The 14,309-nt window shown below is 42.1% G+C and carries 11 protein-coding genes; 10 read left to right on the forward strand and 1 reads right to left on the reverse strand.

What is annotated here, in order from left to right; all coding sequences use genetic code 11:
• Positions 1-5 precede the first annotated feature (5 nt).
• The 6 genes from HUW48_RS16380 to coaE all read left to right on the forward strand — a co-directional run bounded on the left by HUW48_RS16380 (position 6) and on the right by coaE (position 4,164).
• Positions 6-317 (forward strand): YtxH domain-containing protein, encoded by a 312-nt coding sequence (locus HUW48_RS16380; protein WP_182411972.1) that lies wholly within the window; start codon positions 6-8, stop codon positions 315-317.
• Positions 318-416: 99 nt separating this feature from the next.
• A complete protein-coding gene (locus HUW48_RS16385) occupies positions 417-1,418 on the forward strand; it encodes an isocitrate/isopropylmalate dehydrogenase family protein (protein ID WP_182411973.1) in 1,002 nt (333 codons plus the stop codon).
• A 280-nt stretch (positions 1,419-1,698) separates the two neighbouring features.
• Complete coding sequence (locus HUW48_RS16390; RefSeq protein WP_182411974.1) at positions 1,699-2,226, forward strand: DUF1573 domain-containing protein; 528 nt, start codon at positions 1,699-1,701, stop codon at positions 2,224-2,226.
• Positions 2,227-2,236: 10 nt separating this feature from the next.
• Positions 2,237-2,545, forward strand: coding sequence for a preprotein translocase subunit YajC (gene yajC / locus HUW48_RS16395; RefSeq protein WP_182411975.1), 309 nt, complete (start codon positions 2,237-2,239; stop codon positions 2,543-2,545).
• A gap of 1 nt (position 2,546) precedes the next feature.
• A complete protein-coding gene (locus tag HUW48_RS16400; protein ID WP_182411976.1) occupies positions 2,547-3,542 on the forward strand; it encodes a YbbR-like domain-containing protein in 996 nt (331 codons plus the stop codon).
• 1 nt (position 3,543) lies between these two features.
• Positions 3,544-4,164, forward strand: coding sequence for a dephospho-CoA kinase (gene coaE, locus HUW48_RS16405; protein WP_182411977.1), 621 nt, complete (start codon positions 3,544-3,546; stop codon positions 4,162-4,164).
• Between the two features lie 227 nt (positions 4,165-4,391).
• Here the strand turns inward: coaE and uxuA are convergent, their stop codons facing one another.
• A complete protein-coding gene (uxuA, locus tag HUW48_RS16410) occupies positions 4,392-5,561 on the reverse strand; it encodes a mannonate dehydratase (protein ID WP_182411978.1) in 1,170 nt (389 codons plus the stop codon).
• Positions 5,562-5,940: 379 nt separating this feature from the next.
• On the opposite strand from uxuA, the gene HUW48_RS16415 reads away from it, so the two are divergent.
• The 4 genes from HUW48_RS16415 (at position 5,941) to HUW48_RS16430 (ending at position 14,259) form a co-directional block, all read left to right on the forward strand.
• Positions 5,941-8,103 (forward strand): alpha-glucuronidase family glycosyl hydrolase, encoded by a 2,163-nt coding sequence (locus HUW48_RS16415; protein ID WP_246343518.1) that lies wholly within the window; start codon positions 5,941-5,943, stop codon positions 8,101-8,103.
• A gap of 184 nt (positions 8,104-8,287) precedes the next feature.
• The gene (locus HUW48_RS16420) at positions 8,288-9,412 is read left to right on the forward strand and encodes an endo-1,4-beta-xylanase (RefSeq protein ID WP_182411980.1); all 1,125 of its coding nucleotides are present in this window, start codon (positions 8,288-8,290) and stop codon (positions 9,410-9,412) included.
• 518 nt (positions 9,413-9,930) lie between these two features.
• Positions 9,931-11,010, forward strand: a complete 1,080-nt coding sequence (locus HUW48_RS16425; RefSeq protein ID WP_182411981.1) for a hypothetical protein — start codon at positions 9,931-9,933, stop codon at positions 11,008-11,010.
• A 237-nt stretch (positions 11,011-11,247) separates the two neighbouring features.
• Positions 11,248-14,259, forward strand: coding sequence for a T9SS type A sorting domain-containing protein (locus tag HUW48_RS16430; protein WP_182411982.1), 3,012 nt, complete (start codon positions 11,248-11,250; stop codon positions 14,257-14,259).
• Positions 14,260-14,309 lie beyond the last annotated feature (50 nt).

Below are 14,309 nucleotides of genomic sequence, written 5' to 3' on the forward strand. Positions count from 1 at the left end.
TAACTATGAGCAAGAAAGTAACCACAACGCTTTTGGCATTTTTATCCGGGGTAGCAACCGGCGCTGCTTTTGGCGTTTTGTATGCACCGGATAAAGGCCGCGAAACCCGCGATCGTTTAAGCTATCAGCTAGATAAATACCGCGATATGCTAAAGGATTTAACTGACACCTTGCGTGAAGGCCGGGAAACGCCCCAATCGGCTGCCCGTTCCGAAGGTCAGCGCGTAATAAAAGACGCCAAAGACAAAGCCGAAAAATTACTGGGTGACGTAGACCTGCTCATTAACCAGATTAACAGCCGCAAGGAAGTTATATAAATTTTGTTACTAGTTGCTGGTTATTAGTTGTTCGTTCCGAATGAATCTTAAATTATGAACTAATAACCAGCAACCAGCAACTAACAACCATCCAAAACTATGACACAAATTACTTTAATTCCTGGTGACGGCATTGGTCCGGAAATTACCGAGGCGGTAAAAACCATTTTTGCTGCTGCCAACGTGCCGGTTACCTGGGAAGAAGAAAATGCGGGCCAAACTACTTACACCCTTAACGGGCAATTAATACCGGTTTCGTTAATTGCTTCTTTAAATAAAAACCGCATTGCGCTGAAGGGTCCAATTACTACGCCCGTAGGTACTGGTTTTAAAAGCATTAATGTTACCTTGCGGCAGATGTTCGATTTATACCAGAACGTGCGCCCTGCTAAAAGTACTGTTGGCATTGAAACTCCTTTTAAGCACGTTGACCTGGTATTGTTCCGCGAAAATACCGAAGGCTTGTACTCGGGTCTGGAGTTTTACGACGAGCGCCACGGCATTGCCGATGCTATTGCCCGCGTAACCAAAGAAGGTTGCGATAAAATATGCCGGGCAGCTTTTGAGTACGCGCGTAAGCACAATCGTAAAAAAGTAACGGTAGTGCACAAAGCCAATATTTTAAAATTAGCGGGTAGTTTATTTATCAACGCGGCCAAAACCATTGCCCCGGAGTATCCCGAAATTACTTTAGATGATAAAATTATCGACAACATGTGTATGCAACTGGTAAACAAGCCGGAGCAGTTTGATGTAATGGTTACCACTAACCTGTTTGGAGATATTTTATCTGATTTATGCGCGGGTCTTGTGGGCGGTTTAGGTGTGGTTGCCGGGGCAAATATCGGGAAAGATATGGCTATTTTTGAGGCAGTACACGGCTCGGCTCCGGATATTGCCGGCAAAGGTATTGCCAATCCTACGGCTCTTTTACGTTCAGCTGTTATGATGCTGCACCACATTGGCGAACACGAACATGCAGACCGGATTGAGGCCGCTATGGACGAAACTTTCCAGAACCGCGAGGAATGCACCGGCGACCTGGGTGGTAAAGCCAGCACCATGGAATTTGCCCAAAACGTAATTTCGCGTTTAAAATAAACAGACTTTGCCCAACTAACTGCTTTACTAAAGTAACTTATGGGCAGATTTACCAGACGGTACTGGATAGTAGAAATATTGTTTAGAGTGGGTAATAACCAACAATACTTTATACATTTCTTACCAGAAGAAATTAAATAGAAGAACGTAATCGGGTTAAAAAATTTACTTTCTTCAAACAGTATATTAAATTCGCTCCTAATTCTGAAATAGAATTTTCAGAAGCAACTGTTTCTTATATTTAGCTTAAATTGTTTCACCTACAGTGTATTTTATAAAAATGAAAGTAACTAAACTTTATGCTGGCTTATTGGCAGTAGCTTTACTGACCGCCGGCTGCGATAACCTACAAAACAAAACCGAGGGAGAAAATTCCACGGCTTCTGCGGAAACTTCTACTCCTACCGAGGCAACGGTAGCAAATCCGAACCTGACGAATGAAACGGTAATTTCAAACGCGGATGCCCCCGTGATGACTTTCGCGGAAATGGAACATGATTTTGGTGACATTAAACCGGGCACCGTGGTAAAACACACTTTTACATTTAAAAATACCGGCAAAACGCCATTAGTTATTTCTAATGCCTCGTCTACCTGCGGTTGTACCGTACCCGAATGGCCTAAGGAACCGGTAGCTCCTGGAGCCGACGGTAAAATAGATGTGCAGTTCGATAGCCACGGTAAATCGGGTCAGGTATCTAAAACAATTACCATTCAGGCCAATACTCAACCGGCAATGAACCAGATTTCTATTAAAACCAATGTTTTACCCGATCTGGCGGCCAATGGTCCCTTAAGAACCCAATAATCACAGGAGCATGTTGCATATATTATTACAGATTAATACCCCCAGCAATATTTCCAATATAATTTTTATTGGAGCCATTGTGCTCGTATTTTATTTTTTCATGATCCGGCCGCAGCAGAAAAAAGTAAGCGACGCTAAAAAATTCCGGGAGGCGCTTACTAAAGGAATGAACGTGGTAACTATCGGAGGCTTGCACGGGAAGCTCGTGGAAATTAATGATACCACCGTTTGGGTTGAAGTAGATAAAGGGCTACGACTTAAATTTGATAAATCTGCCATTGCGGTAGAATCTACCACGAAAGCGAACGAAAAAGCTTAAATTGCCATTAACACGAGCCAAAAATATCGTCTTATGGTTCTTAAAACCATTTAACGGCCGGGAACAATACTGGCGGGTAGTGCTGCTATGCTTTATGGCAGCCTCTACCTTTTGGCTTTTGAACGCGTTAAATAAAAATTATACGAACATCCGGATAACCTACCCTGTCCGGTTTGAATATGACCAACGGGAGTACATTCCGTTGCGGCCTTTGCCCGAAGAAATTGTGTTGAACGTAAGCGGTAAAGGCTGGAAATTACTGCGCAAATACCTGATGTTGGATGTACAACCGGCTGATATTCCCATGGAAGGCATCATCCGGCAAAAATCCATTTCGGCCAACTTATTTCGTTCTAACGTAGCAAATGCTTTAGACGGATTGCAACTTAATTTTATTGTAACGGATAGTCTTCGCTTTAAATTTGATAAACAGGTAAAGCGAAAGATTCCTTTAGCGATTGATACCCTGCATTTGCCCATTAATCAAAATTATACGCTGGTAAAACCTATTACTATTACGCCCAGCGAAGTTGAATTTGAAGGTCCGGTATCTGTTTTAGATTCTTTACCAAATCCTTTTATACTTTCTGTACCTAAAACTCCCATTAAAGGTCCGTTTAAAAGTTACGTACCTCTGGATTATCCGTATAAAGCTTTGGTAAAAAGCGATATTGTAGAAGCCGAAATTGCTTTTGACGTAAAACCATTGGCCTGGCAAAATCTAATAATGATACCTACCTTGCAAAACAAGCCCAGTGATTCCGTTAGATTACAACCTGCCACCGTTACTATAAAGTACAGTTTTCTTCCGGAACAAGGTGTTCAGATTGATCCTACTCAATTTTCTTTAGTGGCCAATTGCGCGCAGTTAAATCCCAAAGATTCTATGGTTACGGTAGAACTAACGGGTAAACCGGCCAACGTGCACCGAATAGTGTTGCAGCCTAACAAAATAAAAGTTATTCCGGTGGTAAAACTTACCCGCGCTACTAAATAAAATGTTAAAAGTGGGCATAACCGGCGGTATTGGGTCGGGCAAAAGTATAATTTGCCGTTTGTTTGAGTTACTAGGAATTCCGGTTTATGACTCCGATTACCGGGCAAAATGGGTAATGCAACACCACTTAGGCTTGCGCCAGGAATTAATTGATGCTTTTGGTTTGCAGGTTTTTGATGCTACTACAGAGCAATTAAATCGAAAATATTTAGCCCAACTGGTATTTAATAATCCGGAGAAATTAACTTTACTCAACAGCCTGGTTCACCCACGGGTAAAACAGGATTTTACTGATTGGGCTGCTGCGCAAACCAATGCACCCTACCTTATTAAAGAAGCAGCGCTGATGTACGAAACGGAAGCGCACAAACAAGTAGACCAAATGATATTAGTGTTGGCTCCGGCGGCGCTTCGTTTGGCCCGCACGCAAAAACGCGATACGCACCGTACTATTGCCGACGTAGAAGCCATTATGCAAAAACAACTCGATGATTCCGAAAAATCAAAACGGGCGGATTTTGTAGTTTATAATGACGAGCAACAATTGGTTATTCCGCAGGTTTTAGCAATTCACCAACAATTACTAAGCTTGGCAGCAGAAGTTAAAGCCAGCACATTTTAGCATTGTCTTTATAAAATATACCCACAGCTTCAACATTTTTTACTAAAACTATTGTAGTTATGGGTAGAGTTCGCGCAAGCGGTCTCTACCCATTTATGGACAGCCAATCTCCGATTGGCGTAAAGCTAAATTCTAATAATCGCCGAATAGAGATTGACAATCCAAAAAGTACTTAAAGCGCTTTGCTAACTCTAAGTACAACTTCTTATCATTGCAAAATTTTAAGATTATTCCCAACCTTGGGCACGGCAAATACCTAACTCTAAGCCTCTTATTTCCGCTAAACCGCGTAACCGCCCAATAGCCGAATAACCCGGATTAGTAACTTTTGCCAGATCGTCGAGCATTTGGTGGCCATGATCGGGGCGGAAAGGAATAGGATTGGCTACTTGCTGTTGAATAGTAAGAATTTCTTTTACCACCGCATACATATCTACATCGCCGCCTAAATGATCGGCCTCAAAAAAATTGCCGTGTTCGTCTTTAGTCACATTCCGCAAATGCACAAAATGAATCCGTTTACCAATTTGCTTTGCCATATCAGGCAAATTGTTTTTTAAGTTTGCTCCTAAGGAACCGGTACAAAAACATATTCCATTACTCGGACTCGGTACAGATTCCAGAATGTAATTTAAATCATCCAGGGTACTTACCACGCGGGGTAAACCTAATATAGGATAGGGCGGATCGTCGGGGTGAATGGCTAGTTTTATGCCTACTTCTTCGGCTACCGGGGAAATTTCCTGCAGAAAATATTTTAAATTTTCGCGTAAAACATTCCGGTCAATATCTTTATAACGGGCCAGGTTGTCTTGCATTTGTTCCAGCGTTTGCTTTTGTTCGCCCGGAATGCCAAACATTATAATGTACACTAGTTGCTCCAGTTTTTCCTTGGTATATTCCTGAAACCGCTTTTCCGCTTCTCTAACTACATATTCCGGGTAATCCTGCTCGGCATTAGGCCGCTGCAACAAGTGAATATCAAAAATGGCCAGGTCGAACCAATTAAAATATAAAGCTTTGGAGCCATCGGGCATTACCAGGTTCAGGTCGGTGCGGGTCCAGTCGTTTACGGGCATAAAATTGTAGGTCACAATCTTAATGCCGCAGGCTGCTATATTTCGTATCGATTCTTTGTATAAATCAATGTAGTGCTGGTAATCGCCGGAGCGGGTTTTAATACTTTCGTGTACGGTTACACTTTCTACAACATCCCAGGATAAACCAAAGGCTTCTATTTCCTGCTGGCGTTTTTTTATTTCTTCTACGGGCCAAACGGCGCCGTGCGGCACGTGGTGCAAAGCCGTAACAATTCCTTCGGCGCCCGTTTGGCGAATATCTTGCAGCGTTACCGGATCGGCTGGGCCGAACCAACGCCAGGTTTGTCTCATTTTCATAGCGTAGCGAGTAAAGTTTAACTCCCGAAAGTAGCGGAAAGCAATCATTTACCCAAATTAAGATTGGCGTTAAACTGGTTAATTTAATTACTAAATTATTTCAGAAATTCATTCCTGAAGATTTCATCTCCGCCAACCTTTTATGCCTTAATTACTTTTTTATAAGATTCTGTGGTCTGAATGAAAAAACAGTAAATTCCTGGTAAGTAATTTTCATTTTTCTGTTAGACTCAACAGCAACAAATCAAAGAAAGCTGTAATTTTAAATTTGCTTTAGTATTACCTGCCTTGTTTTAGTTAAACTTTAGCCATTATAGATATTTATTTGCTGTCTTTTCCAATTTATGCTTAAGGCAGCTGACGAATGAAGATGAAGCGTATGAAATTTAAAAATTTACCTGCATTCCTGGTTTTCCTGTTCACCGTTTGCTCTAGCTTTCCTGCTCGCGCCGACGATGGATACCGGCTTTGGCAACGCTACGATTTACTAAAAAACCCGCAAAAGCGGCAGCAGTATCAGGAAAATATAACTAGTTTAGTTACGGCAGGCAACTCCCCTACTCTAACCGTTGCCCGCCAGGAATTAGAATTAGCATTATCTGGTTTAACAGGTAAGCCATTCCGAACTTCCACCACTGTAGGCACCGGAGCTTTAATAATTGGTACCCCGCAGAACTCGCCTATTATTAAAAATTTAAATTTAGCAGCCAAACTAAACCCGCTGGGCCCAGATGGATTTTTGATTTTATCTACTACCGTTAATGGAAAAAAGGTTACGGTTATTACGGCCAATTCCGATATCGGCGTTTTATACGGTTCGTTTCAGTTTTTAAAATTACTGCAAACGCAGCAGGATATTAGTAAATTATCTATCAGCAGCGCGCCCAAAATTAAAAACCGGATTTTAAATCACTGGGATAACCTGGACCGCACCGTTGAACGAGGTTACGCGGGTTTTTCTATCTGGGACTGGCATAAACTGCCCGACTACATCGACCAACGCTACCTGGATTATGCCCGGGCAAATGCCTCTATTGGGATTAACGGCACTGTGTTGACGAATGTAAATGCCAACGCTTTAATTTTAACCAAAGATTATTTAGTAAAAGTAAAAGCCCTGGCCGATGCTTTTCGCCCCTACGGATTAAAAGTTTACTTAACAGCTCGGTTTAGTGCTCCCATTGAAATTGGCGGTTTAAAAACGGCCGATCCGCTGGATGCGGAAGTAAAAACCTGGTGGAAAAATAAAGCGGCTGAAATTTACTCGTACGTACCCGATTTTGGCGGTTTTCTGGTAAAAGCTAATTCAGAAGGGCAGCCCGGCCCGCAGAACTACGGTCGTAACCACGCCGATGGTGCCAATATGTTAGCCGATGCCGTAGCCGATAAAGGCGGAATTGTAATGTGGCGTGCCTTTGTGTATGATAATAAAGTACCCGACGACCGGGCCAAACAAGCCTTTACCGAATTTAAACCACTGGACGGAAGCTTTCGGAAGAATGTATTGGTGCAGGTAAAAAATGGCCCGATTGATTTTCAACCCCGCGAGCCGTTTCATCCTTTATTTGGTGCTATGCCTAAAACGCCTTTAATGATGGAATTTCAGATTACCCAGGAATACTTAGGCCAGGCCACCAACCTGGTTTACCAGGCACCGCTTTACAAAGAAACGTTAGAGGCTGACACCTACGTACAGGGCACCGGCTCTACAGTAGCGAAAGTAATAGACGGTAGTTTGCACCAGTATCAACTTACTGGCATTGCCGGTGTAGCTAATATTGGCAACGACCGCAACTGGACCGGACATTTATTCGGTCAAGCCAATTGGTATTGCTTTGGGCGTTTAGCCTGGGATCATACTTTATCTTCGGATAAAATGGCCGATGAATGGTTGCGCATGACGTTCACGAACGAAGAAGCTTTTATTAAACCAGTAAAAGCCATGATGCTGCAGTCGCGGGAAACTTTAGTAAATTACATGACGCCTTTGGGTTTACACCACATTATGGGCTACGACCACCACTATGGTCCCGGTCCCTGGATAAAAGATAAAAAACGCGCCGATTGGACATCGGTGTATTACCATAAAGCCTCACCCGAGGGAATTGGTTTTGATCGGACTTCAACGGGAAGCAACGCGCTTTCGCAATATGCCCCGGCTTTTCAGCAAAAATTTGGCAATCCACAAACCTGCCCCGAAGAATTTCTCCTCTGGTTTCATCACCTAAAATGGGATTATAAAGTTAAATCGGGTCGTAGCTTGTGGGATGAATTATGCCACCGCTACTACAATGGTGCTGCTGAAGTAGGTAAAATGCGGCAAACCTGGCAAAGTACTCAGGCTTATGTAGATGCCGAAAGATTTAACCACGTAAAAATGTTACTGAACATTCAGGAAAAAGAAGCTCGCTGGTGGCGCGATGCGTGCGTACTTTACTTTCAAACGTTCTCTGGTAAGCCTATTCCAGCAGGTTTAGAAAAACCGACGCAAACCCTGGATTATTACCTAAAACAAGATCCCAAATTTGTTCCGGGTATTTAATTTTCAGGTTTGAATTTTGACAATTTACATTGCTAAACCTTAGAATAAAACGTTTAAGGTCTGTATGTCAAATGTTACTTTTTTCCGAAGAGACTTCTTCTTTCCATTAAAATCTGTTTAGAATCTTACTTATTACAACTAATAAAACTTAAAGCATACATAATTTTCTCATTTTACATTACTCATGAAAAACAATAAAATTTGGATTACCACTTGTTTAGCGGCTTTTAGTTTGGGGATGATGCAAAAATCGGAACCTACTTTAAAAGAAGCTTTTAAAAAGGATTTTTACGTAGGGGCGGCCGTGAACAACCCACAAGTTTCTGGCAAGGATTCCAAAGCTCAGGAATTAATAAAAAAACAATTTAACACCATTAGTCCGGAGAATGCACTTAAATGGGGGCCGGTACATCCTAAATTTGATGAATACAATTTTAAGCCCGCCGACGATTACGTAGCTTTTGGCCAGCAGAACAAGATGTTTATTGTGGGCCACACCTTGGTTTGGCACCAGCAAACGCCCGACTGGGTTTTTGAAGACGCAGCCGGTAAACCGGTTACCCGCGAAGTGCTTTTAAAACAGATGGAAAATCATATTTCAACGGTAGTAGGTCGCTACAAAGGTAAAATTAACGGTTGGGATGTAGTAAACGAAGCTATTGCCGACGAAGGTGGTAAGATGCGGCCAACCAAGTGGCTTTCCATTATCGGGGAAGATTTTGCTCAAAAAGCTTTTGAATACGCCCATAAAGCTGACCCACAAGCGGAATTATATTACAACGATTATAGCTTATACCGCCCCGATAAACGCGAAGGCACAATTCGTTTAGTAAAAAGTTTGCAAGCCAAAGGCATAAAAGTAAAAGCAATTGGTATGCAGGGACATTATGGTTTAACGGTACCCACCATTGAGCAAGTAGAAGAAAGTATTGTCGCTTTTTCGAAGTTAGGGGTAGAAGTTAATTTTACCGAATTAGACATTGATGTGCTCCCTAACCCGAGTCGCCGGCAAGGTGCGGATATTGCGGAAACCTTTACCACTGATCAGAAATTTAACGTGTACACCAACGGGCTCCCAGACTCTGTACAGCAAAAATTAACCAAACGCTACGCTGATTTATTTACTTTATTTAGGAAACACCGCGATAAAATTGGCCGGATTACTTTCTGGGGCGTAACCGATTCCAATTCCTGGCTCAACAATTGGCCAATTAGAGGGCGTACCAGTTATCCGCTGCTTTTCGACCGCCAGTATCAGCCTAAACCGGCTTATCACGCTATTCTAAAAACTACCGCTCAGAAAAATTAAGTAAAAAGACACAAGTATCAAGCTAGTAGATGTTAGACTTTTTTAAATTAACTAATTTAATATCAGACACTTATTACTGCAATTTGTAAATCCAGAATAGTAAATTAGTTTTGGTCAGTTCCTTAATTTAATCAAAAAAAATTAAAACTTCAGTTTCATATATTTTCAACTTTTTACGTCATCCTGAAAATATCTAACAATAATTAGTAAATACGGGAGCCTGATTCATACAGAAATATCAGTTAAGCAACAGGTAATTACCAAACTTACTCCTTTACTTTTCTTCTGATTAGATCCTTTCAGGATGACGTTTTAAAATAAAAAAATCTCCATAATTACTTTTATAAAACCGGTAAAATAACCCTGTCGGAAGATTTAAATAACTGCATTAAAGTAGAACCATTAGAATTCCAGTTGAGTAGGTTAAGTGCTTTGATGTAATTAACGTATAGCTTACAAGGCCCTATAAGGCAAACAACGAACAACTACTTATTTTTACTAAAAGCAATTTCCTAATTATGCCGATTAAAGAACCTGTTGTTGTAACGCAGAAAAAGCTGGTTTACCCTATTTCAAAACGGCTTCGTAAATACCTGAAAACTTACGACCGCGAAGCCAAGCTACCTGTGCGGTACGAAGATTTACTGCATAACAGCGAATCGTTTCCGTATTACGATAAGTCGGGTAAAGATACTTTGTGGGAAACGGTATTGTACGAACAAAGCCGGCAACAGGAACTAAGTCAGGGCTTAACCATGAACTACGCCTTGCTTAAAACCGCCGGCGATATTTCGGTAATGGAGCATTTGCGGGTATCGCGCATTGATTATTGCACCTTCGGGAACACTAACCCGTTCCGGATTCAAATAAAAAACCAACTCAACGATAATTACGATTATTTTTACGTAAAGCGCGCCGATGCATCGCGGGTGTACGGCTTAGAATTGGAACATATTTTATCGCCGAGCCGCATTAATTACCGGGTAGACGGCGAAACTATAATTGAGGAACACATTGCGGGTATTCCCGGTGATGTTTTTATTAAAGAACACCTCGACCGGCCCAACACCAACAAAGTACGCATTGCCAAAGAATTTGTAAAATTTAACGAACGCTGCTTTATCCGGCTGCTCGGCGACATGCGTTCGTACAACTACGTAATTGATGTAACTCCCGATTTTGAAGACGAGCAATACCGGGTACGTTCCATTGATTTCGACCAGCAATCGTACGAAGGCCGCCGCCTTAAATACCTGCCCCAGTTTTTTAAAGATAATAACAAAGTGGTAGAATTAGTAATGGAATTGCTTAGTCCGCAAACCGTGCAGCAATACCAAAGCGAAGAACGCACCTTGTTGTACCAACGCTTAAAACTAGCCCGTTATCGTTTAAAAGACTTAATTGACAGTATGCGCACCGACACCTTGTCTACCCCCGACAAAATTGAGCAACTAAAACAGGAATTAGCGCAACACCATCAATCTGAAGATTTTCTAAGGTGTAAAAACATGGGCGATTTAGTACGATTAAACATTAAAACAATTCTTACCCGCGAGCCGCGCATTGTAGCAAATAAAATAAAACGATCGCGCGGGTAAATAAGATATTGCTGGGGTTTTAACTTCTTTGTTTTAATTAAGATACGTAATAAAATAAGCTACTTCTCTCCTTATACCTTCCTTAAGCAACTTTAATAAATAAAATTTCCGCTTTTTATAAATCCTGCTTGCTTATAAGCGCAGTATGCGTTTTTTTCTGCTGTTCTAAAGTGCAATCCACGTAATTTATGATTACTTTTTATCTATCAATTACTTACAACGGGCTAATACTGTACTATGAAAAAATTGCTTACTCTTTTTGGTTGTAATTCTTCAATTTCTCCCCTTCGTCTGAGTTTCATTTTTGTTTTATTTTTTCTCTTAAAGTCCAGTGGGGCAAACGCGCAAAGCAAAGTGACCAAACAATGGGATAAAACTTTTGGCGGCAGCGTGAACGATTATTTTAGTGCTTCAGCCCCCACCTTGGATGGCGGGTATCTACTGGGAGGCTCTTCTTATTCCACCAAAAGCGGAGATAAAAGCGAAGTAAATAAAGGCGATGTTAATTGCAGCTTTGGCCCGTGTTATTATACCTCCGAAGATTTTTGGCTGGTAAAAACCGATGCCAACGGCAAGAAAGTATGGGATAAAACTTTAGGTGGAAGAGGAAGTGATTACTTGAAAGTAATTATTTCTTTACCCGAGGGTGGTTACCTTTTAGGAGGAAGCTCTTATTCGGCTGCCGGTGAGGATAAAAGTGAAAACAGCCGGGGCTACAGCGATTATTGGATTGTAAAAATTGACTTGTACGGAAATAAAATCTGGGATAAAACTTTTGGTGGCAATAACGCCGATGACCTGGAAGCCATAATAGCTACTCCCGATGGTGGTTTTTTACTGGGAGGCACTTCTTTTTCGGGTATGGGCAGCGACAAAAGCGACATTAACCGGGGCGAAAACAGCTCCGATTATTGGATTGTTAAAATAAACCGAAACGGGGATAAAGAATGGGATAAAACCTTTGGCGGCACCCACATGGATAACCTGGCTTCTATAATTGCGACTCCCAATGGTGATTATTTACTCGGTGGTTCTTCTAACTCCCTCGTGAGCGGCGATAAAACGGCTGCCAATAATGCGCAAAACCTCAATACCTATAATTTCTGGGTTATTAAAATGGATAGCCAGGGAAATAAAAAATGGGATTTCACCTATGGCTTTACCAATTTTGATAGCTATTTAACTACTATTCTATTTGAGCCGGTAAGTTCTCAATTTATTCTGGGAGGTTCTACCATCGGAAATTCAACGGGTCAAACTGATTATGATTATCTGGTAGCCAACATTGATGAAAACGGAGTAGAAAACAATATAGTAGCCGTAGGCGGTAAAAAAAACGATTTTCTGAGTACTATTGCTCCTACCCCGGAGGGAAATATTTTAATAGGTGGTACTTCCTTTTCCGGAGCCGGCAAAGATAAAAGCGAAGAAAACAAAGGCTACGAAGATTATTGGCTGGTTTGCTTAAAGGCTAGTAAAAAGATATGGGATATAACTTTGGGTGGCCGCGATTCTGATTTACTCGCAGCCATACTCCCTACCCCGGATGGAGGTTACTTGTTATCCGGCACTTCTAACTCTACCATTAGCGGCAATAAAACCGAAAATAGCCAGGGTAGCCGGGATTATTGGCTGGTAAAGTTAATCGAAGCTTTTCCGCCGGTTACTTCGATAACTGACGTTCGTTTTGGCGGAACCGACCACGACAATTTTACTAATTTTATAAAAACCGGCGATAATGGGTACCTTTTAGGTGGTTATTCCAGGTCCGGCCAAAATGGCGACAAAAGCCAACCGAGCCAGGGAGGTTTCGATTATTGGGTAGTTAAAACCAATGCCGCCGGCCAGGAAATCTGGAACAAACGTTTTGGCGGCACTGGCAACGATTATCTTAACTGTTTTTTACAAACCCCCGATGGCGGCTATTTGCTGGGCGGCAGTTCAGAGTCTGGGGTGGGTGGCGATAAAACCGGCGTGAGCAGGGGCGATCGGGATTTTTGGGTGGTAAAAATTAGCTCTACAGGCGAAAAAGAATGGGACCATACTTATGGCGGTAGTGGTTTCGAAGATTTACGTCAAATACGGCAACTACCTTCCGGAAATTTTGTTTTGGCCGGTTACAGCATTTCTCCGGCCGGCGATGATAAAAGCGAAAACAGCCGTGGCGGCTATGATTTTTGGATTGTTTTATTAAATTCTAACGGCAATAAAATAGCAGATTATCGCTACGGCGGTAATGCCAACGATTACCTGCAAGACGTATTGATTAACCCCGACGGCAGCTTACTATTAGGCGGTACTTCCTTATCCGGGGAAAGCAGCGACAAAACCCAGCCTAGCCAGGGCAGTTCTGATTACTGGATAGTTAAAATAAATGCCGAGGGGCAAATACTTTGGGATAAAAGTTTCGGCAGTTCCAGCGAAGATAATCTTTCTACAATAGCGGCAATAGATAATCATTACCTGTTAGCGGGGTCCAGCAACTCGCCGGAAGGTGGCAACAAAAGCCAAAATAGCCAGGGCGGCAAAGACTTCTGGATTTTAAAAGTAGATAATACTGGTCAAAAAATATGGGATAAAACCTACGGCGGCAATCAAAACGAAGAACTAAGATCGGTAGCTATAGCGGTAGATGGCAGTTTATTGCTCGGTGGCACTTCTTTTTCCAGAGCCAGCGGCGATAAAACGCAGCCTAGCCAGGGCAGCTGCGATTATTGGGCTGTAAAAACAAATAACGCGGGCACTTTGCAATGGAACAAACGGTTTGGTGGCACTGGTAGCGACGAGCTACGTACTTTATGGATGGAAAACGACGGCAGTTATTTATTGGGTGGCCGCTCAAACTCAGACCAAAGTGGTGATCACACCCAAACCAGCCAGGGTCGCACCGATTTTTGGTTGGTAAAAGTACCGGCAACTACTACTCCCCGCATCCCAGCCGAAGCATTTACTTTTTTTTCCACTTCGGAAGTTACTTTACCCGCCGAACCTGATTTGAGAACTTACCCTAATCCTTTTTCGCAACAACTTTCCATTACCTATCAAACCAGCAAATCGCAATTAGTAAATGTCCAAGTCCTTGACAGCCAAGGACGCAGAATAACAACTTTATACCGGGCAATAGCACCTGCCGGTCAGCTTTTAAAATGGCAGTGGCAACCTGGGCCCCATTTACCCAATGGTTTGTACCTGTTACGTCTGCAAACTCCCGAAAAAATCAGTCAACAAAAAATATTATTTTTACGTTAACTAAAATCGTCCAGAATCATAATCGAATAATTATCGGCTGGTAGTAACCT

This window comes from Adhaeribacter radiodurans, from assembly GCF_014075995.1.
Taxonomy (GTDB): domain Bacteria; phylum Bacteroidota; class Bacteroidia; order Cytophagales; family Hymenobacteraceae; genus Adhaeribacter; species Adhaeribacter radiodurans.

Bases quoted from the DNA above. Each gene is read 5' to 3' on its own strand.
- HUW48_RS16415 (WP_246343518.1), top strand. From the start codon at position 5,941: ATGAAATTTAAAAATTTACCTGCATTCCTGGTTTTCCTGTTCACCGTT.
- HUW48_RS16390 (WP_182411974.1), top strand. From the start codon at position 1,699: ATGAAAGTAACTAAACTTTATGCTGGCTTATTGGCAGTAGCTTTACTG.
- yajC (WP_182411975.1), top strand. From the start codon at position 2,237: ATGTTGCATATATTATTACAGATTAATACCCCCAGCAATATTTCCAAT.
- HUW48_RS16380 (WP_182411972.1), top strand. From the start codon at position 6: ATGAGCAAGAAAGTAACCACAACGCTTTTGGCATTTTTATCCGGGGTA.
- HUW48_RS16385 (WP_182411973.1), top strand. From the start codon at position 417: ATGACACAAATTACTTTAATTCCTGGTGACGGCATTGGTCCGGAAATT.
- coaE (WP_182411977.1), top strand. From the start codon at position 3,544: ATGTTAAAAGTGGGCATAACCGGCGGTATTGGGTCGGGCAAAAGTATA.
- uxuA (WP_182411978.1), bottom strand. From the start codon at position 5,561: ATGAAAATGAGACAAACCTGGCGTTGGTTCGGCCCAGCCGATCCGGTA.
- HUW48_RS16420 (WP_182411980.1), top strand. From the start codon at position 8,288: ATGAAAAACAATAAAATTTGGATTACCACTTGTTTAGCGGCTTTTAGT.
- HUW48_RS16425 (WP_182411981.1), top strand. From the start codon at position 9,931: ATGCCGATTAAAGAACCTGTTGTTGTAACGCAGAAAAAGCTGGTTTAC.
- HUW48_RS16430 (WP_182411982.1), top strand. From the start codon at position 11,248: ATGAAAAAATTGCTTACTCTTTTTGGTTGTAATTCTTCAATTTCTCCC.